The 22,253-nt window shown below is 66.5% G+C and carries 17 protein-coding genes, 1 tRNA gene, 1 other RNA gene and 1 pseudogene; 12 read left to right on the top strand and 8 right to left on the bottom strand.

Going from position 1 to position 22,253, the window contains the following annotated elements:
- Together EAH68_RS13550 and EAH68_RS13545 are read left to right on the top strand one after the other, a co-directional pair.
- Nucleotides 1-194 (top strand): annotated as a pseudogene (locus EAH68_RS13550) (hydroxyquinol 1,2-dioxygenase); the annotation flags it as partial.
- A 37-nt stretch (nucleotides 195-231) separates the two neighbouring features.
- Nucleotides 232-2,085, top strand: a complete 1,854-nt coding sequence (locus EAH68_RS13545) for an FAD-dependent oxidoreductase (RefSeq protein ID WP_126121876.1) — start codon at nucleotides 232-234, stop codon at nucleotides 2,083-2,085.
- Nucleotides 2,086-2,265: 180 nt separating this feature from the next.
- On the opposite strand, the gene EAH68_RS13540 is transcribed toward EAH68_RS13545, so the two are convergent.
- Nucleotides 2,266-3,153, bottom strand: coding sequence for a LysR family transcriptional regulator (locus tag EAH68_RS13540; protein WP_126121875.1), 888 nt, complete (start codon nucleotides 3,151-3,153; stop codon nucleotides 2,266-2,268).
- A 158-nt stretch (nucleotides 3,154-3,311) separates the two neighbouring features.
- Between EAH68_RS13540 and EAH68_RS13535 the strand changes: the two genes are divergently transcribed.
- Nucleotides 3,312-5,621 carry a penicillin acylase family protein gene (locus EAH68_RS13535; RefSeq protein WP_126121874.1) on the top strand — a complete coding sequence of 770 codons (2,310 nt, stop codon included), beginning with the start codon at nucleotides 3,312-3,314 and terminating at the stop codon, nucleotides 5,619-5,621.
- A gap of 81 nt (nucleotides 5,622-5,702) precedes the next feature.
- On the top strand, nucleotides 5,703-6,623 hold the full coding sequence (locus tag EAH68_RS13530; protein WP_126121873.1) for a polysaccharide deacetylase family protein: 921 nt from the start codon (nucleotides 5,703-5,705) through the stop codon (nucleotides 6,621-6,623).
- Nucleotides 6,624-6,744: 121 nt separating this feature from the next.
- On the opposite strand, the gene EAH68_RS13525 is transcribed toward EAH68_RS13530, so the two are convergent.
- Complete coding sequence (locus EAH68_RS13525; protein ID WP_126121872.1) at nucleotides 6,745-8,142, bottom strand: RNB domain-containing ribonuclease; 1,398 nt, start codon at nucleotides 8,140-8,142, stop codon at nucleotides 6,745-6,747.
- A 221-nt stretch (nucleotides 8,143-8,363) separates the two neighbouring features.
- Here EAH68_RS13525 and EAH68_RS13520 point away from each other — a divergent pair, with 221 nt between their 5' ends.
- Together EAH68_RS13520 and EAH68_RS13515 are read left to right on the top strand one after the other, a co-directional pair.
- Complete coding sequence (locus EAH68_RS13520; protein WP_126121871.1) at nucleotides 8,364-9,419, top strand: zinc-dependent alcohol dehydrogenase family protein; 1,056 nt, start codon at nucleotides 8,364-8,366, stop codon at nucleotides 9,417-9,419.
- A gap of 31 nt (nucleotides 9,420-9,450) precedes the next feature.
- Entirely contained in the window at nucleotides 9,451-10,896 is a 1,446-nt protein-coding gene (locus EAH68_RS13515; protein WP_126121870.1) for an aldehyde dehydrogenase family protein, read from the top strand.
- Between the two features lie 60 nt (nucleotides 10,897-10,956).
- Here EAH68_RS13515 and rnpB read toward each other — a convergent pair.
- From rnpB to EAH68_RS13495, 4 genes are all read right to left on the bottom strand, one after another.
- An RNA gene (gene rnpB / locus EAH68_RS13510) (RNase P RNA component class A) lies at nucleotides 10,957-11,356 on the bottom strand.
- Nucleotides 11,357-11,416: 60 nt separating this feature from the next.
- Nucleotides 11,417-12,613, bottom strand: a complete 1,197-nt coding sequence (locus EAH68_RS13505) for a bifunctional RNase H/acid phosphatase (protein WP_241228470.1) — start codon at nucleotides 12,611-12,613, stop codon at nucleotides 11,417-11,419.
- The gene (locus EAH68_RS13500) at nucleotides 12,613-13,335 is read right to left on the bottom strand and encodes a zinc ribbon domain-containing protein (RefSeq protein WP_126121869.1); all 723 of its coding nucleotides are present in this window, start codon (nucleotides 13,333-13,335) and stop codon (nucleotides 12,613-12,615) included. The genes EAH68_RS13505 and EAH68_RS13500 overlap by 1 nt, the downstream gene beginning before the upstream one ends.
- A gap of 10 nt (nucleotides 13,336-13,345) precedes the next feature.
- Entirely contained in the window at nucleotides 13,346-14,479 is a 1,134-nt protein-coding gene (locus tag EAH68_RS13495; RefSeq protein WP_126121868.1) for a Nif3-like dinuclear metal center hexameric protein, read from the bottom strand.
- A 53-nt stretch (nucleotides 14,480-14,532) separates the two neighbouring features.
- Between EAH68_RS13495 and EAH68_RS13490 the strand changes: the two genes are divergently transcribed.
- The 5 genes from EAH68_RS13490 to EAH68_RS13470 all read left to right on the top strand — a co-directional run bounded on the left by EAH68_RS13490 (nucleotide 14,533) and on the right by EAH68_RS13470 (nucleotide 18,193).
- On the top strand, nucleotides 14,533-15,189 hold the full coding sequence (locus tag EAH68_RS13490; protein WP_126121867.1) for an HAD hydrolase-like protein: 657 nt from the start codon (nucleotides 14,533-14,535) through the stop codon (nucleotides 15,187-15,189).
- Nucleotides 15,164-15,667, top strand: a complete 504-nt coding sequence (locus tag EAH68_RS13485) for a low molecular weight protein-tyrosine-phosphatase (protein WP_126121866.1) — start codon at nucleotides 15,164-15,166, stop codon at nucleotides 15,665-15,667. Before EAH68_RS13490 ends, EAH68_RS13485 begins: the two co-directional genes overlap by 26 nt.
- A gap of 34 nt (nucleotides 15,668-15,701) precedes the next feature.
- The gene (locus EAH68_RS13480; RefSeq protein WP_126121865.1) at nucleotides 15,702-16,652 is read left to right on the top strand and encodes an SURF1 family cytochrome oxidase biogenesis protein; all 951 of its coding nucleotides are present in this window, start codon (nucleotides 15,702-15,704) and stop codon (nucleotides 16,650-16,652) included.
- 76 nt (nucleotides 16,653-16,728) lie between these two features.
- Nucleotides 16,729-17,481: a hypothetical protein gene (locus EAH68_RS13475; protein ID WP_126121864.1), complete on the top strand. Its 753-nt coding sequence runs from the start codon at nucleotides 16,729-16,731 to the stop codon at nucleotides 17,479-17,481.
- A gap of 4 nt (nucleotides 17,482-17,485) precedes the next feature.
- Nucleotides 17,486-18,193, top strand: a complete 708-nt coding sequence (locus tag EAH68_RS13470) for a hypothetical protein (protein WP_126121863.1) — start codon at nucleotides 17,486-17,488, stop codon at nucleotides 18,191-18,193.
- 160 nt (nucleotides 18,194-18,353) lie between these two features.
- Here EAH68_RS13470 and EAH68_RS13465 read toward each other — a convergent pair.
- A tRNA-Val gene (locus tag EAH68_RS13465) sits at nucleotides 18,354-18,429 on the bottom strand.
- 82 nt (nucleotides 18,430-18,511) lie between these two features.
- Nucleotides 18,512-18,940, bottom strand: a complete 429-nt coding sequence (locus EAH68_RS13460; RefSeq protein ID WP_126121862.1) for a DUF3052 domain-containing protein — start codon at nucleotides 18,938-18,940, stop codon at nucleotides 18,512-18,514.
- Nucleotides 18,941-19,370: 430 nt separating this feature from the next.
- Here EAH68_RS13460 and aceE point away from each other — a divergent pair, with 430 nt between their 5' ends.
- On the top strand, nucleotides 19,371-22,124 hold the full coding sequence (aceE, locus tag EAH68_RS13455) for a pyruvate dehydrogenase (acetyl-transferring), homodimeric type (RefSeq protein ID WP_126121861.1): 2,754 nt from the start codon (nucleotides 19,371-19,373) through the stop codon (nucleotides 22,122-22,124).
- The last annotated feature ends 129 nt before the right edge of the window (nucleotides 22,125-22,253 follow it).

The following is a 22,253-nucleotide window of genomic DNA, read 5'->3' as shown; positions in this document are numbered from 1 at the left end:
GCACCCTGGTCACCCACATCTTCGTCGACGGTGACCCCCAGCTGGACATCGGTGACTCCGTCTTCGGGGTCAAGGACTCGCTGATCAAACGTTTCGAGCAGCAGCCGGCGGGTACCCCGACCCCGGACGGGCGGGATCTGGGTGAGCAGGACTGGGCGAAGACCCGCTTCGACATCGTGCTGGCCCCCCGCTGAGATCAACTAACAACATATTTTAAGGAGAACGAGCATCATGACCACCTCTTCCGCTGATGTCACCACCGACGTCTTCATCATCGGCTCCGGCCCCGCCGGCTCCGCCGCCGCCCTGTTCTTGTCCACCTACGGCATCGACTGCGTGGTGGTGAGCAAATACTCCAACACCGCCAACACCCCCCGGGCGCACATCACCAACCAGCGCACCGTGGAGCTCATGCGCGATATGGGCATCGAGGACCAGATCAAGGCCGAGGAGGTCCCGCACGACATGATCGGTGAGACCGTGTTCTGCACCGCGATCAACGGCGAGGAATTCGGCCGCGTCCGCTCCTGGGGCACCGGTCCGGACCGGGAGGGCGAGTACATCGCTGCCTCGCCGTCGCTGAACTGTGATCTGCCCCAGACCCACTTCGAGCCGCTCCTGGTGCGCAACGCCATGGCACGGGGTGCGGTCTTCCGCTGGAAGACCGAGTACGTCTCCCACACCCAGGACGCCGACGGGGTGTCAACCACCGTCCGCGACCGGATGACCGGCCAGACCTACACCGTGCGCTCGAAGTACCTCATCGGCGCTGATGGTGGCCGCTCCCAGATCGCTGCGGACCTGAACCTGCCCATGGACGGGAAGATGGGGGTGGGCGGGTCCATGAACATCTTCTGCGAGATGGATCTCAGCGAGTACTGCGAGGACCGTCAGTCCTCCCTGTACTGGGTACTCCAGCCGGGAGCATCGGTCGGTGGTATCGGTCTGGGCCTGGTGCGCATGGTCCGCCCGTGGAACCAGTGGCTGGTGACCTGGGGGTATGACATCAATCAGCCGCCGCCGGAGGTTGATGCGACCGCCGCCGAGGAGATCGTGCGCAACCTCGTCGGCATCGAGGACCTGGAGATCAACGTCAAGCACTGGTCGCTGTGGACGGTCAACGACATCTACGCCAAGGAGAACATGTCCGGCCGCGTGCTGTGTGTCGGGGATGCCGTCCACCGCCACCCCCCGGGAAACGGTCTGGGGTCCAACACCTCCATCCAGGACTCCTACAACATCGCCTGGAAGCTGGCGATGATTCTCAAGGGCAAGGCCGGGGAGTCCCTGATCGAGTCCTACCAGGACGAGCGTGTCCCGGTAGCGGAGCAGATCGTGCGCCGGGCCAACCAGTCCATCGCCGATTTCGACCATGTGCTTGATGCCCTGGGTATTGATCCGGCAGATGACGCCGAGACCATGATCGAGGCGATGGAGGTGCGCAAGCAGCCCACCGCCGAGGGTGAGCAGCGCCGTCAGGCGCTGCACCAGGCCCTGGAGATCAAGAACTACGAGTTCAACGCCCTGGGCGTGGAGATGGGCCAGCGCTATGAGTCGAGTGCGGTTGTCTCCGACGGGACGGATTGGCCGGCCTACGACCGTGACCCGCAGTTGCACTACCACCCCACGACTCACCCGGGGGCGCGTCTGCCGCACGCGTGGCTGAGCACGGTCAACCCGTCCGCCCCGAAGGTCTCGACCCTGGATATCTGCGGTGGCGGTCACTTCACCGTCCTCACCGGTGTCAACGGTCAGGCCTGGGTCGATGCGGCCGCGACCGTCTCCGCCGAGCTGGGTATTGAGATCCCGGCCGTGCGGATCGGCCCCGGCCAGGACTACACCGACACCTACGGCGACTGGGCGCGTCTGCGTGAGTACGCCGATGACGGGTGTGTGCTGGTCCGCCCCGACAACCATGTCGGTTACCGGGCGTTGCAGCAGCCACAGGATCCGACGGCGGCACTGCGGGAGGCGCTGCGGTCCCTGCTGCATCTCGATGAAACGGACACCATCCTGTCGGCGGACGCCGAGGCCGAGCTGCTGCGCCTGACCCACCGCGAACTCCAGCAGGTCGACGCCCAGTAGACAACCCTGCAGGACAGCACCAGAAGCCACGGACCGGTTCAGTCATCGACTGAACCGGTCCGTTGCTCCTGGGTGCGGTCCAGGGCGCTCATCAGCACCGGGATTCGAGGGATCCCTGATCTCCTCACGTTTCCTTCCGCTTCCCCACGTACTCTGGCCCGGCCATCAGTTAGGGCTGGCCTAAGCCACCTCCGGGAACGGCCCCCACGGCGGGGTCACGGACAGCCACTGCCGGAAATCCTCCGCGAGCTCGCGCAACCCTGCCGCCGCGTAGTGCTGGGCATCCCAGGACGCGTAGAGCGAGACCACCACGGGTCGGCCACCGGCATAAGCGGGCAGCCCCTTCAGCCCGAAGCTGACCTGTTCGGTCACCAGAGCCAGGCCGTGATCGTTGGCCGCCAGAGCCTGGGCCACGAGACCGGTGGCCACGCCGCGGATCTGCAGCGACTCCCCGAGTCTGGCCCCGGCCTCCTCGACGACCACATGGACGCCCGTACGTGGGGCGAGAAGCGGATCGGAACTCAGTTTCTCCAGGTCGGCCACGGGGCTGTCGCCGAAGCGGGCGGCCATCGCTGAAGGGGTGCCCTGGACGAAGATGGTCAGGGGTGCCACGACCATCTGGTGTCGGTGCGGCGGGGGCCGCAGGGTGCTCACCGCCATGTCGACGTCGCGGTCGAGAAGCCCGTCAACCTCGGGGGCGTTGACGATGAGCAGGTCACTGATGGGGGCGTCGGTGGCGGCCATGAACGGGGTGATGAGCACGCTCGCGGTGGTGTGGGGGCTGGCCAGACGCAACGCCGGACGCTCGGCGAACATGAGTTTCAGTGCACCCTCGATCCTCTCGAAGCGGGTGAGCACGTCCCCGCCGAGGTCGTAGAGGGCCTCCCCCGCTGACGTCAGCGCCATGCCGGCGGACGTCCGGTGGAAGAGCTTCAGCCCCAGCCCGGCCTCCAGGCGGCTGATCTGTTTGGACACGGCCGGCTGCGTCACGAACATCCGCTGAGCTGCACCGCTCACGGACCCCTCCTCGGCAACGGCACGGAAGAACTCCAGACTTCGACGATCCATATTCCTAGAAGTTATGGGATGAGGCAGAAACTTTCAATATTCAGAATTAACCGAGGCTGCTACATTCATCCCCAAGCACCAAAATAGTGACCCGGACCACTCGCCGCCTCCCGGAGCGCCCTGGCACACCATCACCCCCCAGACGAAAAGGACACCAGATGAACACCGAATATCCCGTCACCGGGATCGAGCAGGACGTGGAGATCCTCGTCGATAAGTGGGGTGTCCCCCACATCTACGCCGCCACGCGCATGGACGCCTACGTGGCCCAGGGTTTCCAGGCCGCCCGCGACCGCCTCTTCCAGATTGACCTGTGGCGCCGCCGCGGGCTCGGCAGGCTGGCGGAGGCGCTCGGCCCCGCGCACATCAAACAGGACCGCGCTACCCGGCTCTTCCTCTACCGCGGCGACATGCGCGCCGAGTGGCTGTCCTACAGCACCGATGCCCGCGATATCGTCACCGCCTTTGTCACCGGCGTCAACGCCTTCGTCGACTGGGCCATGGCGGATCCGGGACACCGCCTGCCGCCGGAATTCCTCGAGCTGGACTACCGCCCGGCGCGGTGGGAGCCGGAGGATGTCGTACGTATCCGCACCCACGGCCTGCTCTACAACGCGGAACAGGAGCTGGCCCGCGCGCTGACCCTCCGCGATCTGGGCGAGGAGGCTGAGAACCTGCGTTCCGTCCGCGAACCGAAGTCCACCCACCCGACCCCGGGCCCGGACCTCTACGAGCACCTGAGCGATAAGGTCCTCGACGTCTACCGCCTGGCCTTTGCCCCGGTCGACTTCGGTGACGGCACCGCCCCCGCGGAGGAGACGGCGCCGTCGGGAAGCAACAACTGGGTGGTCGCGCCCTCCCGCACCGCCACGGGCCGGCCGATCCTGGCCAACGACCCGCACCGCGCGGTCACGCTGCCCTCGCTGCGCTACCTCACCCACCTGGAGGCCCCGGGGCTCAGCGTCATCGGCGCGGGCGAACCGAACCTGCCGGGCGTGTCCATCGGCCACAACCGGCATGTCGCCTACGGGCTGACCATCTGGGCCGTCGACCACGAGGACCTCTACGTCTACGAGCTGCACCCGGAGGACGATGAGCGTTACCTCTACAACGGCGCGTGGGAGAAGTTCACCACCGTCACCGAGACCTCGAAAGTCGCCGGCGGCGAGGATGTCGTGCACGAGCTGGTGTTCACGCGGCATGGGCCGGTGCTGGGCGTCGATAAGCAGAACCGCCGGGCGGTCGCCCTGCGCGCGGTGTGGCTGGAGCCGGGCATGGCGCCCTATCTGGCCAGCCTGGAATTCCAGGACGCCGCGAACGCCACAGACTTCCGCCGGGCGCTGCGCCGCTGGGGTGCACCGGGAGTGAACATGATCTTCGCGACGACCGAGGGTGACATCGGTTGGCAGGCCAGCGCCCTGGTGCCCCTTCGCCCGGGTTGGGACGGTTCCACGCCGGTGCCCGGTGACGGCAGCCACGAGTGGGATGGTTTCGCCCACGTCGAACAGCTGCCGAACACGCTCAATCCGGAGTCCGGGTGGTTCTCCAGCTCGAACGAGAACAACCTGCCGGAGGACTTCGACAACGACGCCCTGACCACCACGACCGACTGGTACTCCAGCGCACGGCATGAGCGTTTGGCGCAGTGGTTCGACAGCGGCGAGCCCATCGACATCGAGTCGAGCCTGCGGATGCAGACCAACGCCGAGAACCTCCACGGCCGCCACCTGCTAGACATGCTCGCCGGCATCCGTCCGCAGCAGCACGCCGAGGAATGGGCCGGGCTGCAGACCTGGGACGGCACCGAGGACGTCGACTCCCGCGCGGCACTTGTCTACCAGGTCTGGCAGCGCCGCCACCTGCGCCCCTGGCTGGTCGATAACGCGTTGGAGCGCCTCGGCCTGGACAAGACCGCCGCCCACCGCCTGCTCCGCGACGACACCCTCTTCTCCGATATCCGCCCGGACCTGCGCATGCTCGAGCTTTTCGACGCCCCCGCCGACCACGCCCTGCTCACCACCGGCGTCGAGCAGACCCTGGGCACCGCACTGGCGGAGATCACCGAGCTGCTGGGCCCGGACGAATCCCGCTGGAAGTGGGGTGAGCTGCACCGCACGAAGCTGGTCCACGCTGTCCTGGGCACGGCGCAGGACGTGCCGGAGGAATGGGGACAGCTGCCCAGTGTCCCGCGCGCCGGCAGCGGCGACGTCGTGGGCCTGAGCGGTTACGACGCCACCTTCAACGCCGTGATGGGCAGCAGCTTCCGCCTCGCCATGGACGTCGGCGAGTGGGACTCCAGCCGCGTGATCAACTCCCCCGGCCAGTCCGGTGACCCGCGTTCGGAACACTACGCGGACCTGTTCGGGATGTGGGCCACGGATGAGACCTTCCCGCTGCTCTACAGCCGGGAGGCCATCGAGCAGGCCGTGGGCCGGCGCATCGTCCTGCGGGCAGGTGGGAAGCCGTGAATCCGGCGCAGCGGCGCTCCCGCGAACCACCGGGACCCACACACTTCCCCGATCACACCACCACTACATAAAGGATCAATCATGGGTTACCTCAAGCTTCCCGAAGGCAAGAAGATCGCCGTCAACCTCGGCACGGATTTCGACGCCCAGTCGCTCTGGCTCGGCGGTTTCAACAAACCCTCCCCCTCCTACATGTCGCGCGGCGAGTACGGCGCCGAGGTCGGCGTCCCCCGCCTGCTCGAGCTCTACGAGAAGTACGACATCAAGACCACCTGGTTTACCCCGGGCCACACCATCGACACCTTTCCCGGCGCCTGCGAGGCCGTCGCCGAGAAGGGCCACGAATTCGGCCACCACGGCTACTTCCACGAAAACCCCACGTTGATCGACGCCGGCACGGAGGAGGAGCTCGTCGAGCGCGCCTTCGACACCTTCGACCGCCGCCTGGGCATCCGCCCCGTCGGCTACCGCTCCCCCTACTGGGACTACTCCGACAGCACCCTCGACATCGTGGAGAAATTCGGCTTCAAATACGACTCCTCCCTCATGGGCCGGGACCTGGAGGCCTACCGCCCGCAGCGCTGGGCCATCGACTGGGAGAACGGCAACACCGCCGGCAAGGCCAGCCACGTCCTTGAGGTCCCCGTCAGCTGGTACCTCGACGACTTCCCGCCGCTGGGGTGTGTCACCGGCATCCAGACCGGCCAGCAGGACACCGAGACCATCTACCGCCGCTGGCGCGACATCTTCGACTACGGCTACGAGCGCGTCGAGAACGCCGTGTTCACCTCCTGTGTCCACCCGCAGACGATCGGCCAGCCGCACCACATGATGTGGTACGAGAAGCTCATCGAGCACATGGTCGGCCACGACGGCGTGTGGTTCGCCACCCTGGATGAGATCGTCGACTGCTGGGTCGACGACGAGGAGGACCACCGCAAGATGGCCCTGCCGGACATCCGCACCACCGCCGAGCGCCCCTCCTACTACCCGGACTTCTAGGAGGGAGTTCGGGCGGCCCGGCTTGTTAACGGGTCATGTCGGATCAGGCGGAATATCGTCCCCGGAAAGGCCTCAGGATCTCCCTGCAGGGTTCGATTCCGGGGACGGTTTTCCGGCGGCCTCAGTCGGCCGGCCAGGCGAAGGTCACGTCGCGGGTCTCCACGTCGGCGCGGACGAGCGAGACCTTCGTGGTGGTGCCCTGGGCGGGGTGGCCGAGAGCGTTGGCCAGCACCGGGGGTTCGGGGAGGAAGATGCGGGCCTGGGAGCGTTCGGCATCAGACGTCAGTACAACGGCGTCGAAGTTGTGGCCCAGCCAGGGGGCGAGCACGGTGGCCTCGGTGAGGTCGAGGCAGGCACGGTCGACGGAGCCGGCGAGCTGGGAGGTGCGCTGCATGGCCTCGATGACGTCATCGGTACGCGAGCTCACCCACTCGGGGACCTCGGTGCCGGCACACAGGGCCAGGCAGTACTCAGTGGCGAAGCGGTCGACCAGGCGGCGCAGCGGGGCGGTGACGTGGGCGTAGTAGCCGCCGATGCCGGCGTGGACCTCGGCGTCACCGTTGCCCACGCTGGCGTAACCGGAACCGCGCAGCAGTTTCTGGGCCTCGCGCATGACGGCCATGCCGCGGGCCTCGGTGGCGTCGACAAGCTGGAGGAACTCGCCGATCTCCTGGTCCTCGGCCAGTTCGTAGCCCAGGGCGCGGGCCTCGGCGCGGAAGGTGGCTTCGGCCTCCTCGTCGGCCGGGCGCAGGGTGCGCAGCAGGCCGGCGCCGCGCTTGACCATGAGGGTGCCGGCACACATGCCGGTGAGCAGGGAGATCTCGGAGTTCCAGTCCATAACCTCGTGGCGCGGTTCGACGATGAGCTCGTAGGTGCCGTCGTCGAGCGCGCGCACGCGTTGGGAGGGCAGGCGCAGGTTGATGGCGTGACGTCGCAAAGCGGAGACCTCGCGGAGCTGGCCGACCTCCGGCAGCAGCTCGATGGACGGGTGCATGCTGCCGGCGAGGTAATCGGCGTGGACATCGTCGTAGTTCAGGCGCGCGTGCGAACGGACCAGGGCACGCTCGACATGGAAGCTCATGACCTCGCCGGCGGTGTCGAGCTCGAAGGTCCACAGCACAGCCGGACGGTCGACGTCGGGAAGGAGGGAGGCGGAGCCCTCGGAAAGCTCCTCGGGGTGCAGGCGTGCGGGCTCGTCCGGCAGGTAGATCGTCTGCCCACGGCGCAGCGACTCAGCCTCCAGCGCGCTGCCGGGTTCGATGAAGGCGGCGACATCGGCGATGGCGTAGTGCACGCGGTAGCCGCCGACGGTGCGCTCGATGTGGACGGCCTGGTCGAGGTCCCGGGAACCGACGGGGTCGATGGTCACCAGGGGGATGCCGCGTGCTTCTCTGCGTCCCCGGTGGAAGCGGTCCCGCGCCGCCGCAGCGGCCGCATGGAGTTCCGGCGCGAAGTCGGTGGGGACCTCGAATTCCTCGGCGATGCCACGGAAGTTCAGGGGCGCTGCATAAAGCTTCATAGCGCCCCATTGTGACACAGCTCTGCCCCGATCAGGCGGGGCGTTGTCCAGGAAGAGCGGGGCCCCTCACCCCCGCACCAGGCTGTGTCCCGGATCTCATTTACCCCTTGCGCTTGCCGGTATCACCCGATAGCCTTCATAAGAACGAACGATTGTTTGTTTGGGGTTCATCAGCGGACGATGCCTGATGGATCTTCCACTATTTCGCAGGAGGCACAGCCATGAAAGCACTGGTACTCACCGAATTCGGCAAGGACCTGGAGATAATGACCATGCCGGATCCCACCCCTGAGGCGGATGGGGTGGTGATCCGCATCGAGGCGAACGGCGTCTGCCGCAGCGACTGGCACCTGTGGATGGGCGACTGGGACTGGCTCGGCCTCAAAGTGGAGTTCCCCCACGTCCTCGGGCACGAGTTCTCCGGCGTGGTGGAGGAGGTGGGCTCCGGGGTGTCCCGCTTCGCTGTCGGGGACCGTGTCTTCGTGCCGCACGCCCACGGTTGCGGGGTCTGCGAATACTGCCTGAGCGGTTTCACCAATGTCTGCGCGAACGTCATCTTCGCCGGCACGGACTACTGGGGCGGATACGGTCAGTATGTGGCGGTTCCGGCTGCAGACCGGAATCTGGTCCGGCTACCGGACGGGGTCTCTTTCGAGGCCGCAGCCGGCCTGGGCTGCCGATTCATGACCGCCTGGCATGGTGTGGTGGACCAGGCGAAGGTCCAGCCGGGCGAGTGGGTGGCAGTCCACGGTTCCGGCGGGATGGGGTTGTCCGCCATTCAGATCGCTTCTGCCGTCGGCGCCTCCGTCATCGCCGTCGACATCAACGACAAGGCCCTGGAGATGGCCCGCAACGCCGGGGCGGTGCACACTATCAACTCGCTGGACACCGACCCGGTCGAAGCTGTGCGGGAACTCACCGCGGGAGGGGTGCACGTCGGGATCGACGCCCTGGGGATCCAGCAGACCTGCCTCAATTCCCTGAACAGCCTGCGCAAGCGTGGCCGCCACCTGCAGGCCGGACTCACCTCCCAGGATGAGAAGGGGGCCATCCCTGTCCCTATCGACGCCATCGCGCTGCAGGAACTGTCCATCATCGGGTGTGCCAACATGCCCATCGCGCGATTCCCCGACATGATGCGCATGGTGGAGAGCGGCACCGTTGACCCGGCTGCCACCATCACCCGTCGTGTAGGGCTGGAAGGGGCCCGCGAGGTCCTGCAGGGCATGGGCACCTACAGCGTGCCCGGAATCACGATCCTGAACGACTGGCAGTAACACCGGCCACAAGGAAAACACAAGGAGAATCATGACCACCACGACTTTGACCCGCTACTCCGATTTCTATGTTGACGGCCGCTGGGAACCTGCCTCCGGACAGGAGTGGGACGACGTCCGCAGCCCGGTGACCGAGCAGGTCCTGCACACGGTTCGCCGCAGCAGTTCCGCCGATGTCGACCGGGCCGTGGCAGCGGCGAAGAACGCTTTCCCGGCTTTCTCCCGCACCACTGTGGCGGAACGGATCGAGCTGCTGGAACGCATCCTGGAGGTTTACCGGAACCGGAAGGAGGAGTTCGCCCAGGCCCTCACCCTGGAGATCGGCGCGCCGATCACCCTGGCCCGCGGTGCCCAGGCAGGAACCGGTGAAGGCCATCTCGCCAGCGCCATTGAAGCGCTCCGGAACCAGCAGCTGGAGGAATCGCGCGGAGATTCCCTCATCATCCGGGAACCAGCCGGTGTCGCTGCGCTGATCACCCCCTGGAACTGGCCGATGAACCAGATCTTCACCAAGGTGGCTTCCGCACTGGGAGCGGGTTGCACCGTGGTGTTCAAACCCAGCGAGGTGGCCCCGCTCACCGGGTTGCTGGTCGCTGAGATCCTCGATGAGGTCGGTCTCCCCGCCGGAGTGTTCAACCTGGTCACCGGGGACGGCCCGTCGGTCGGCAGCCTGCTGACCTCGCACCCGGATGTCAACGTGGTCTCCTTCACCGGCTCCACCCGCGCGGGCCGGGAGATCACCAGGGCCGCGGCGGACACCATCAAGATTGTCCACCTCGAGCTCGGCGGCAAGTCGCCGGACATCATCCTCGACGACGCCGATTTCGCGAAGGCCGTCGACGCCTGCATCGAGGCATGCTTCCGCAACGCCGGCCAGTCCTGCAGTGTGACAACCAGGATGCTGGTGCCGAAAAAGCATGCAGAGGAGATCATCGCCCTGGCCAAGGAGGCTGCCGAACGATACGTCGTGGGGGATCCTGCCGAGGAAACCACCACGCTGGGGCCGATCGTGAACCAGCGTCAGTTCGATCACGTGCAGGGCCTGATCCAGCAGGGCATCGACGAGGGAGCCCGCCTCGTCACCGGGGGAACGGGCCTGCCCGACGGGATCAGCACGGGTTATTACACCAGGCCGACCGTCTTCGCCGATGTCGATTCCTCCATGAGCATCGCCCGGGAGGAGATCTTCGGACCGGTGCTCAGCATCCTGACGTACGAATCGGAGGATGAGGCCATCGAGATCGCCAACGACTCGATTTACGGCCTGGGCGCATCCGTGCAGTCCAGCGACCCGCAGCGAGCGCTGGCGGTGGCCCGCCGGATCCGGTCGGGCCATGTCTACATCAACCAGCAGAACAGCGACTATGTCAGTGTGCCGTTCGGCGGATGGAAGCAGTCGGGAACCGGTTACGAACACAGCGTCTGGGGCATCGAAGGCTTCCAGTTGATCAAGGCTGTGCTGGGAATCAGCGGATAATCAAGGCGGCCCGGGGGCACGGGGCAACCGGTCCCCGGGCCGCCTCTGAGGCATTGAAGGCGAATGAGTCGGCCTGTAAGCCGGATTCTGTACCCCGTGAAGGGGCGGTGATCATCCATCTGGGCAGGTCATCGCTGACCGCCTCAAGCAGCTACCTTCGGACTCGGGCGAGCAGCCCTCAGGCGTCCGATCCGGCCTGCCGATTGGCAGGCCATGATGCCTTGCTCCCGGTGGGGTTTACCTGGCCAGACCAGTCACCTGGCCTGCCGGTGCGCTCTTACCGCACCCTTTCACCCTTACCGCCCCGGAGGGCGGCGGTCTACTTTCTGTTGCACGTGCCCGCGGGTCGCCCCGGGTTGCCGTTAGCAACCACCGTGCTCGGTGGAGTCCGGACTTTCCTCGACCTCCTCCTGCCCCGGTGCCGGGGTGGTCAGGAGGCCGCGATCACCCGGCCAACTCATTCGCAGACACCCACCTTACTCGCGGTGTCCGCGATCCGGAAGAGGCCTGCTCAGGAGCCTCAGCGCAGGTGCGCGGTGTCGTTGAACACGCGCAGCGTGGAGCCGACGCGGGCCTCCTCGCCGAAGAACTCCACCACGCTCAACGAGGCCAGGTCCAGGAACATCCGGGAGACCACGTGCGGGCCGGCGTCGAGTGCCTGGCGGATGAAGGACTTGATCGGGGTGACGTGGCTGACCACCAGTACGGTCCGGCAGCGGTAGCGCTGCTCCAGGTCACGGCGCACGGCGCGGACCCGGTTGTGCAGCTGCTGCAGGGACTCGCCACCCGGCGGGGTGATGGTGGGGTTGGACAGCCATTCCTCGTGCAGGTGCGGGGACATGGCGTGGGCCTCGTCGAAGGTCCTGCCCTCCCACTCGCCGAAGTCCTGCTCGATGAGCCCGTCGATGATCTCCACCTCGAGGCCGAGGACCTCGGCTGCCGCGCGGGCGGTCTGCACGCAGCGGGTCAGCGGGGAGGTGACGATGGCGTCAATGCCACCGCGGCTGGCCAGCATCTGCGCGGCGGCCGCGGCCTGGCCCGCCCCGATGTCGGTGAGCACCGGGTCCGAGAGGCCCGAGTACTGCTTGGCGGCGGACATCTCCGTCTGGCCGTGGCGCAGCAGTACGAACCGGGTGGGCGGGGTGGTCGCCCCGGTCCAGTGGGCCGGGGTGCCGGAGGTGGACTGGGTGGTGGCGACGATCTCGCAGTCATCCGCGCCGCGGTGCTCATCCGGAGCCTCCGACGACGGCGCCGACTCGGGCACAGAAGTCCCGCCCACGATGCCGGGCTCATGCCCCTTCGCGGCGGCGTCCATGGCCTGGTTGGACAGGGCGTCGGCAACCTCGTTGCGGCCGCGCGGCACCCAGGTGAAGGTGACGGACTCGAAGTTGTCCATCAGGCGGCGGGCCTCCATGGCGAGTTTCTGCATGTCGGGGTGCTTGATCTTCCAGCGGCCGCTCATCTGCTCGACGACGAGCTTGGAGTCCATGTGGACCTCCACGCTGCGGGCGCCGAGGTCACGGGCGGCCTCCAGGCCACGGAGCATGCCGTGGTACTCGGCGACGTTGTTGGTGGCGCGTTTGCCCACGACGTAGACGATGTCGCGCAGGGCGGTGCGCCCGTCGGCGGCGTAGACGACGGTGCCGGAGCCGGCTATGCCCGGGTTGCCGCGGGAGCCGCCGTCGGCGTAGATGATCACATGGTCATTCCCCGCCACTAGGACTGCTTCCGGATGAGGTAGGTGCCGCACTCGGGGCACTTGGGCAACTCATCGGCCGGGGCGCGGTTGATGCGCTGCTGGTCCATGCCGGAGAGCACGATGTAGCAGCCGCCGCAAGTGCGGCCGTTGAAGTCGGCGGCGCCGACATCGGAGTCGTTCTTCTGGGCGTCGTATTCGGCCAGCACGTCCGCAGGCAGCTGCTCCCGCAGCTCGGCGATGTGGACCTCGGGGTCCTTGATCGCGGCGGCGGCCTCGTTGGCGGTCTCGGCGGCACGCTTGGCCACCTCGATCTGGCGGGCCAGCTCATCGACCTTGGCGCCGTGGACGTCGCGGTTGTTGCGCAGGGCGTGGATCTGGTTGTGGGACTCGGCGAGTTCGCTCATCAGGTCGGCGATGCGGGACTTGGCGGAGTAGCGGTCGTGCTCGAGGTCGCGGCGGCGCTCCGGGTCGGTCTCGGCGGCGAGAGCTGCCTTGTCGGCGCGTTCGCGCTGGCGGAGTTTGCGCTCGTCCTCCTGGATGCGCAGGATCTCGGCCTCCATGTCGTCGACGGCCATCTGGGCGGCCGCGGAGGCGTTCTGCATGCGCTGCTGCTCCTTGAGCAGGCGGTCGTATTCCTTCTGCTCGGAGGTGACGAAGGCCTTGTCACCGACCACCTCGAGGGATCGTTCGGTGTTGGCGAGCTCAAGCAGGACGGCCTGCTGCGTCGGATCGAGTTTCATACTGTTCTTTCTACTTGGTCGCGTGGGCGGAGAGGGTCCAGGGGTCGGTACGGAGGTCGATGACGTGGGTTTCCACGTCCGCCCCCTCCCCCACGATCCCCGCCGCCTGCGCGGTCCAGGGGAATTCGCTGGCCCAGTGGGCGGTGTCGATGACCGGCGGGCCCCCGGCACGCAGGTACTCGTCCACGGGGTGGTGGCGCAGGTCGGAGGTGACGTAGGCGTCGACCCCCAGGCCCCGGACGGCGTCGAGGAAGCTGTCGCCGGAGCCGGAACTCACGGCCACCCGCTTGATCATCGCATCCGGGTCGCCGGCGGCGCGCACGCCCCATTCGGTGACCGGCAGGGTGTCAGCGACCTGCTGGGTGAAGTCCCGCAGGCTCATCGGCTCGGGCAGCTCGCCGATGCGTCCCAGTCCGAGGGCCTGAGCGGCATCGGAGGTGTCCACGGACTCGAAGATGTCGAAGGCCGGCTCCTCGTAGGGGTGGGCCTCGCGCAGGGTTTCAAGCAGCACACCGCGCAGGCGCGCCGGGGCGACGAATTCGACGCGGATCTCACGGGCCCGGTGCAGCTCCCCGATCTCACCCTCGGTGGGATCGGCGCCCTCGACGGGCATGAACTGGCCGGTGCCCTCGATGTCGAAGGAACACGCGCGGTAGTTGGCGATCTGTCCGGCGCCGGCGCTAAAAAGCGCCTGCTTGACGGCCTCGGCGGAGGCGGGTGGGATGTGCACGCCCCATTTGTCCACGGCCTGGCCGGTTTTCGGCAGGATGGGTCGGCCGGAGCTGATGCCCACCAGCTCGGCCAGCCTGTCGTTGACGCCGGGGCGGGCGGAATCGGCGTTGGTGTGCGCGGCGAACAGCGCCACCCCGCCCTTGATCAGGGTGTGGATGACCCTGCCCTTGGGGGTGTCAGCTGCCACGGAGGTCACCCCGCGCATGAGCAGCGGGTGGTGGATCACCAGCATCTGGGCGCCGGTGCGCACCGCCTCCTCGGCCACGGCCTGGGTGCAGTCCAGAGCGAAGGCCACCTTTTTCACTTCGTCTGCCGGGTCGCCGCAGATCAGGCCCACGGCGTCCCAGCTCTCCGCGAGCGAGGGCGGGTAGGCCTCCTCCAGGATCGAACGGATCTCAGCCACAGTAGTCATAGCTTCCCAGTGTAGACGGGCCCCGCGGCGCGCTCTCTGGCACATTGGGGGCCGTGAGCATTCTTCTTCTCGACGTCGACGGCACCCTCATCGATTCCCTGCCCGGCATCCAGGGCGGATTCCGCCACACCCTGGATCAGCTGGGCTGGCCGCACCCCGACCAGCAGTTCGTGGACCACATCGCCGGACCGCCGATGGAGGTGACGCTGCGTTCCCTGGGTATGAGCCCGGAGCTGGCGCAGGAAGGGCTGCAGATCTACCTGGACTACACCCGGCGCGGGGGTTGGGCGAACGCCACGAGTTTCCCGGGCATGCTGGAGCTGGTGCGCTCCTGGAAGGCGGCGGGGCTGACGCTGGCGACGGCGACCTCCAAGGGGGAGGAATTCGCGCGGCTGATCCTGGAACGGGAGGGTTTCCTCGCGCACATCGATTTCCTCGGCGCGGCCCAGGAGGATGGCCCGCGGCGGGGTAAATCCGCGGTGATCGACCACGTCCTGGCGACGAATGGGTGGGATGTTGACACCTCAGATATCCTCATGATCGGCGACCGCACCCACGACATTGAGGGGGCGGCCGAGCACGGCATCAACACGGTTGCCGTTGCGTGGGGATACGGAACCCCAGCGGAGTGGGCGAACGCCGCCCGCACCGCCCACACGCCCACTGATCTGGAAGGGATCGTCCATGACTGGCTCGCCGCACGAGGATGAGCGTTACCACGTCGATTTCGTCTGTACCGGCAACATCTGCCGTTCCCCCATGGCTGAGGTGATCTTCCACGACGCGGTGGAGAGCGCCGGTCTGAGCCCCCATATCCGCGTCACCTCCTCCGGCATCGGCGGCTGGCATGTCGGCAACGGTGCGGACCGCCGCGCCATCACCGAGCTGCGTTCCGCGGGCCTGGACGGCTCCGAGCACGTCGCCTCCCAGTTCGGCCCGGAGGACATGGCCGCCGACCTCATCGTGGCCCTGGACACCGGGCACATCTCCGAGCTCATCGCCCGCGGTGTGCCGGAGGAGAAGATCCGCCTGCTGCGCAGCTTCGATCCCACCGCCCCGGAGCAGGCCTCCGTGGCCGACCCCTACTACGGCGGTCCGGAGGGTTTCACCGAGACCCGCCAGCAGATCGAGGCGGCTGTGGGTGGCCTGCTCGACTTCGCACGCGGTGCCGTCCAGGTGAGCAACTAGGACCTCTGGACACGCCGGGTACACTGGTCACCTGATGAGTACAACGAGGCAGAGGTACGGAAGCGCGCACAGCCGGGGCAAAAAGGGCTGGCGTGTCTTCCTCAAACCCGGCTGGGTGTTCATGTTCCTGGCCATCGTGGCCTTCAGCTACGCCGCCTTCAGCTTCCTGGCCCCCTGGCAGCTGGGCAAGGACGATGACATCGTCCAGCGCAACGAGCAGATCGACGCCGCCTTCCGGGTCGACCCCGTCCCGGCCACCGAGATCTTCGGCCCGGACGGCACGGTCAGTCCGGAGGACGAGTGGCGGCGAGTGACCCTCCAGGGCCGCTACCTCACCGACGATGAGGTCCTGCTGCGCCTGCGGCCGGTCGACACCTCCCCCGCCTTCCAGGCACTGACCCCGTTCCAGCTGGATTCAGGCGAGGCGATCCTGGTCAACCGTGGTTTCACGGTACCGCTGGACGGTAACGTCCCTGACATCACCGCCGCCCCCACCGGGCATCTGACCATCACCGGCCATGCCCGCTTCAATGAGCAGATGCCCGGCTCCGAGCCGTTGACCGACCACGGTTACCGCCAGGTCTACGGCATCAACACCGACCAGATCGGGCAGGTCGTGGGTGTGGATCTGGCCCATGACTTCGTCCAGCTCTCCGAGGGCGAGCCGGGCGCGCTCAACGCCATCCCGATCCCGCAGCTCGACCGCGGTTCGCACCTGTCCTACGGCTTCCAGTGGATCGCCTTCGGCATCATGGCCCCGCTCGGCCTGGGCTACTTCATCTGGGCCGAGATCCGCGAGCGCCGCCGTGTGCGAGCCGAGGAACAGGAGCTTATCGACTCCCCCGCCACCCCCACCCAGCCCGAGTCCCCGGAGGCGCCCACCGAGGCTGCTGCGGCCACCGCCCCGGCCGCCCGCAGCCGCTACGGTGACGCCCGCCCCGACCACTACGGTCGGCTGGCCAAGCGCGAGCGGGAGCGCTTCTAGCTTTTGCCCGGGAAAAAACCTCTGCGGAGGACTAGGCTGGACCTGTCACCCCAACTAGTTTCCGCAGGACTTGATCATGGGCTTCTGGAATCGACTCATCGGTACCTCCGGCGCAGAGCGGATCGTGGACGCACGCGCGGCAGGTACCCCTTCACCCCGCCGCTGGGGCGCAGCGGAAGAACACAACATGATGTGCTGCGACCCCCGGGTGGCGGCACAGGCACTCCTGCTGGCCGTGAACAACGCCGCCGAGCACGGCTTCGAACCGAAACGCGAGATCACCGTCGACGACGTCGACTTCGACTACTACAACGGGGCGGACGGTTTCCGCCTGGAGCACCTCAACGCGCTGCTGCGCCTGACCGAGGATGACAGCACCCCCCTGTTCCCCAGGACCGTGCACTTCGACCCGGAATGCGTGGAATCCAATGACACCTACTCCCGCCTGCTGGAGCAGATAGCGGAGGCCGCCGGCACCGCGGACCGCTTCAGCGAAATCCACTGCGACCTGCACTTCGGTCCCTTCTTCCACAACAACCCGGTCGGTGAACTCGACTATCTCCTCGACGGCGAAGCCGTCCACCACGACATCGCCGTGGAGGGTGAGTGGGCCGACCCGGAGGTCATCCGACGCCTCTTCCAGGACGCCACTCCCGAGGGGCACACATGGGTGGCCACCGGGGACTTCGCGGTGCACGTATGGGTGCCGGAGGAGCGCGCCGAGGCGGTTGCGCGTATCTTCGCCTCAGAGGACACCGCCGCCGAAGCCCGCCTCGCCGGCCGCCTCTACGAGGAACGACACCGTCACCGCATCATCGATCAGGAGTAAGCGCATGAGTGCCCGGAAGAAGAACCGCCGGAAGAAGACCACCAGGGCCGTGAATACCGTCGCGGAGAGCACCCCGGTGGAGCAGACCCCGGCGGAGGAAACTCCGCCTTTCCGGACACCGCCGGCGAACCCGGTTTTCCACCTCCTGGAGCAGAGCACGGAGCTGCTCAACGGCTACGGACTCGGCCGGAGGGAGAACGACCTCACCGGTCACCTCCCCCACACCCCGACCGCCGACCCGAACTTCCGGCGCCGTCCGCTGACCACCATGCTCACCCAGGTCGACCCGGACGGCGTCCCCTTCCGAGAGCGCGTCTTCATCGACGAGGGCGAGCTGACCCGCACCAGCGTCGAGGAACTGAAGTGCTTCATCACTGAGGCCGCCGACCGCGCCGGCACCGCCGAGCACCTCAGCGACATCGTGGTCATGCTCAACCCGGGCTCCACCATCACCGGCAGCCTGCGCTACACCATCAACCAGACCGTCCGGGACCACTCCTTCGACCTGGACCCCGGTTTCGGTGATGCCCAAGTGGAGGCGGAGGTCCTGCAGGGTGTGGCCCCCTACGGCTACGACGCCTTCACCTTCTACGCCCTGCCCAGCGTGAAGCCGGTGACCATCTGGATTTCCAGCGACAGCGACGACGGGCTCATCGAGGCCCTGAAGCAGGAGAACGAAGAGCTGCCCGTTCCGGAGCAGACCGAGGCTTAAGCGAACTCCCTGCGATCAGTCCCGAAACGGCACTGACCGCAGGTTCTTCTTCGCGGGGTTTGTCCTCGCGGGGTTCCGCACGCCGGTCCTGCCTGTGGGCACGGACGAAAAAGCAGGCCATGAGGGTTCCTAGAAAACCACTCATGACCTGCTATTGCACTGGTGCGCTCTGACGGGCTCGAACCGCCGACCTATTGGGTGTAAACCAATTGCTCTTCCAGCTGAGCTAAGAGCGCTGGATACTGACCTACAGGTGTCACCTGTGGGTCAAGCTCCGTGAAGATTACCACGCATGAACCGGAAGTCCATGCAGAGGGGTTACTTCTGGGGTCCGCTGGCCTCGAGGCAGGATCCCTGCCACTCGCCGAGGCGTTCCGCCTTGGTCTGGACCAGGCCTGCGAGCTGCGCGGATTCGGAGATCTCGCCGGGTGCCACGGTGCCGGGTTTGCCGGCGCCGGGGGTCAGGAGCCAGATGCGGCCGTTGTCGGCGAGGGGCCGGATCGCGTCGACGAGGCCGTCGACCAGGTCACCGTCCTCTTCGCGCCACCACAGGAGGACGACGTCGCAGAGCTCGTCGGTGTCCTCATCGAGCAGTTCTTCTCCGATGGCATCTTCCACTGCCTCGGAAATACCGGCGTCACAGTCGTCGTCCCAGCCGACTTCCTGAACGGTCATCCCTGCCTGGATCCCGAGAATCTGTGCATATTCCTGGGCGTCTTTCTTCACAACGCCCGGAGCGTCCACCACTGTGTATTTCCTCCTTGTTGGGGGCTGAACCCAGGGCGGGTCCAGCCTGTTTTGATTACTGCTAGGCAGAATACAAGGTAATGCCACGATTTTCCTGTTTTCATCAACCTGAGACCAGGTTGTTGTTTCGGGGGTAAGCGATCCGGATTCGCAATCTGCACCACCTGCAGCCTCACAACCCCACGCCAGAAGTCCGCCTCCGTGTGCCTGCCACGGTTAAGCATGGAATATGGGGCCCAGGACACCTGGTTGGAATTTATGCAGGTCACATCACACCGCTCACCAGCGTTATTCACAAAATTTGCAAAGACCCGGAAGAACCTTGGCGAAGGAAAACACGTATCCTTGATACCGATCCTTGGGCTGGTCGGACCACCTTCCTGGCCTGCCCGAGTGCTCCATCTATTAACCACAATTCTGGAGGCTAGACATGGCAGAAGACCTGACCGCGAACGGCGTCAAGGACGACTCCAATTTCCCGCTGATTCGCGACGGTGTCGCTTCTTACCTCAATGACTCGGACCCCGAGGAGACCCGCGAGTGGATGGATTCCCTCGACGGTCTGCTCACCGAGTCCTCCCCGGAGCGTGCCCGCTACCTGATGCTGCGCCTCCTGGAGCGTGCCTCGGCCAAGCGGGTTCCGCTGCCGAACCTGACCTCCACTGACTTCGTCAACACCATCCCCACCACCATGGAGCCGGAATTCCCGGGCGATGAGGAGATGGAGAAGCGTTACCGCCGCTGGATGCGCTGGAACGCCGCCATCATGGTGCACCGCGCGCAGCGTCCGGGCATCGGTGTGGGTGGCCACATCTCCACCTACGCCTCTGCCGCCCCGCTCTACGAGGTCGGTTTCAACCACTTCTGGCGCGGCAAGGACCACCCGGGTGGCGGCGACCACATCTTCTTCCAGGGTCACGCCTCCCCGGGCATGTACGCCCGTGCCTTCCTCGAGGGCCGTCTGTCCGAGGAGGATCTCGACGGTTACCGTCAGGAGGTCTCCCGTGGTGAGGGCAACGGCATCCCGTCCTACCCGCACCCGCACGGCATGCCGGACTTCTGGGAGTTCCCGACCGTGTCCATGGGCCTGGGCCCGATGGATGCGATCTACCAGGCGCGGTTCAACCGTTACCTGCACAACCGCGGCATCAAGGACACCTCCCAGCAGCATGTCTGGGCCTTCCTCGGTGACGGTGAGATGGATGAGCCGGAGTCCCGCGGCCTGATCCAGCACGCTGCGCTGAACAACCTGGACAACCTGACTTTCGTGGTCAACTGCAACCTGCAGCGTCTCGATGGCCCGGTGCGCGGCAACACCCAGATCATCCAGGAGCTGGAGTCCTTCTTCACGGGCGCCGGCTGGAACGTCATCAAGGTCATCTGGGGCCGCGAATGGGACGAGCTGCTGGCCAAGGACAAGGACGGCGCTCTGGTGACCGTCATGAACTCCACTCCGGACGGTGATTACCAGACCTTCAAGGCCAACGACGGCGCCTACGTCCGTGAACACTTCTTCGGCCGCGATGAGCGCACCCTCAAGCTGGTCGAGGACATGAGCGATGAGGAGATCTGGGCCCTGCCGCGCGGTGGCCACGACTACCGCAAGGTCCACGCCGCCTACAAGCGCGCCATGGAGACCAAGGACAAGCCGACGGTCATCCTGGCCTTCACCATCAAGGGCTACGGCCTGGGCCACAACTTCGAGGGCCGTAACGCGACCCACCAGATGAAGAAGCTGGCCGCGGAGGATCTGAAGAACTTCCGTGACAAGCAGCAGATCCCGATCCCGGACGAGGTGCTCGAGGCGGATCCGTACCTGCCGCCGTACTACCACCCGGGCGAGGATGCCCCGGAGATCCAGTACATGAAGAACCGTCGTGAGGAGCTCGGCGGCTTCATCCCGGAGCGCCGTTCCACCTACACCCCGCTGCAGGTACCCGAGATCGACAAGCTGCGTTCCGTGCGCAAGGGCTCCGGCAAGCAGGAGGTTGCCACCACCATGGCGCTCGTGCGTTCCTTCAAGGAGCTCATGCGTGACAAGGAGCTGGGCAAGCGCATCGTCCCGATCATCCCGGATGAGGCCCGTACCTTCGGCCTGGACTCCTGGTTCCCGACCCTGAAGATCTACAACCCGCACGGCCAGAACTACGTCCCGGTCGACCATGACCTGATGCTGTCCTACCGGGAGGCCACCGACGGCCAGATCCTGCACGAGGGCATCAACGAGGCCGGTTCCGTGGCCTCGTTCATCGCCGCCGGTTCCTCCTACGCCACCCACGGCGAGGCGATGGTTCCGCTGTACATCTTCTACTCGATGTTCGGTTTCCAGCGCACCGGTGACAGCATCTGGGCGGCCGCCGACCAGATGTCGCGTGGTTTCCTCATCGGTGCCACCGCCGGCCGTACCACCCTGGCCGGTGAGGGTCTGCAGCACATGGACGGCCACTCCCAGATCCTGGCCTCCACCAACCCGGGTGTCGTCTCCTACGACCCGGCCTTCGGTTATGAGATCGCGCACCTGCTGCGCGAGGGCATCGACCGCATGTACGGCCCGGGCCGCGGTGAGAACGCCATCTACTACCTCACCGTCTACAACGAGCCGACCCCGCAGCCGGCCGAGCCGGAGAACCTGGACGTCGAGGGCCTGCACAAGGGCATCTACCTCTACTCCCCCGCCGCCGATGCAGGCGTCGAGGGCCACGAGGCCTCCATCCTCGCTTCCGGTATCGGCATGGGTGCCGCCCTGCGTGCACGTGAGATCCTGGCCGAGGACTACAACATCAAGTCCAACATCTTCTCCGTCACCTCCTGGGTCGAGCTGGCCCGCGAGGGTGCGGCGAAGAACAAGGAGCAGCTGCGCTACCCGGACAGGGAGATCGACGAGGCCTTCGCCACGACCCAGCTGAAGCAGGCTGACAGCGGCACCTTCGTCGCGGTCTCCGACTTCGCGACCGACCTGCAGGAGCAGATCCGCGCCTACGTCCCGGGCGAGTACATCGTCCTGGGTGCGGACGGCTTCGGCTTCTCCGATACCCGCCCGGCCGCCCGCCGCTACTTCAACATCGACGCCGAGTCCGTCGTCGTCGCCGTCCTCATGGGCCTGGCCCGCGAGGGCAAGATCGACATCTCCGTCGCCGCTGAGGCCGCGAGCAAGTTCCACCTGGATGACCCGACCAAGGCTTAAGTCTGTCGCTGTCTCCTGACTGATCCCCGTCCGCTTCTGCGGGCGGGGATCAGTGCTTCTCGACGCCCCTCCCTCCCCGCATCCTTGAGCCGTATGGCGTTTCAGGCACCCCTCCCCCCATCACCAACG

It is taken from the genome of Corynebacterium hylobatis (genome assembly GCF_003955685.1).
GTDB classification, from domain to species: Bacteria; Actinomycetota; Actinomycetes; order Mycobacteriales; family Mycobacteriaceae; genus Corynebacterium; species Corynebacterium hylobatis.
Note: the sequence above shows the minus strand (reverse complement) of the source record. Positions and strands in the feature narration are given on the sequence as shown.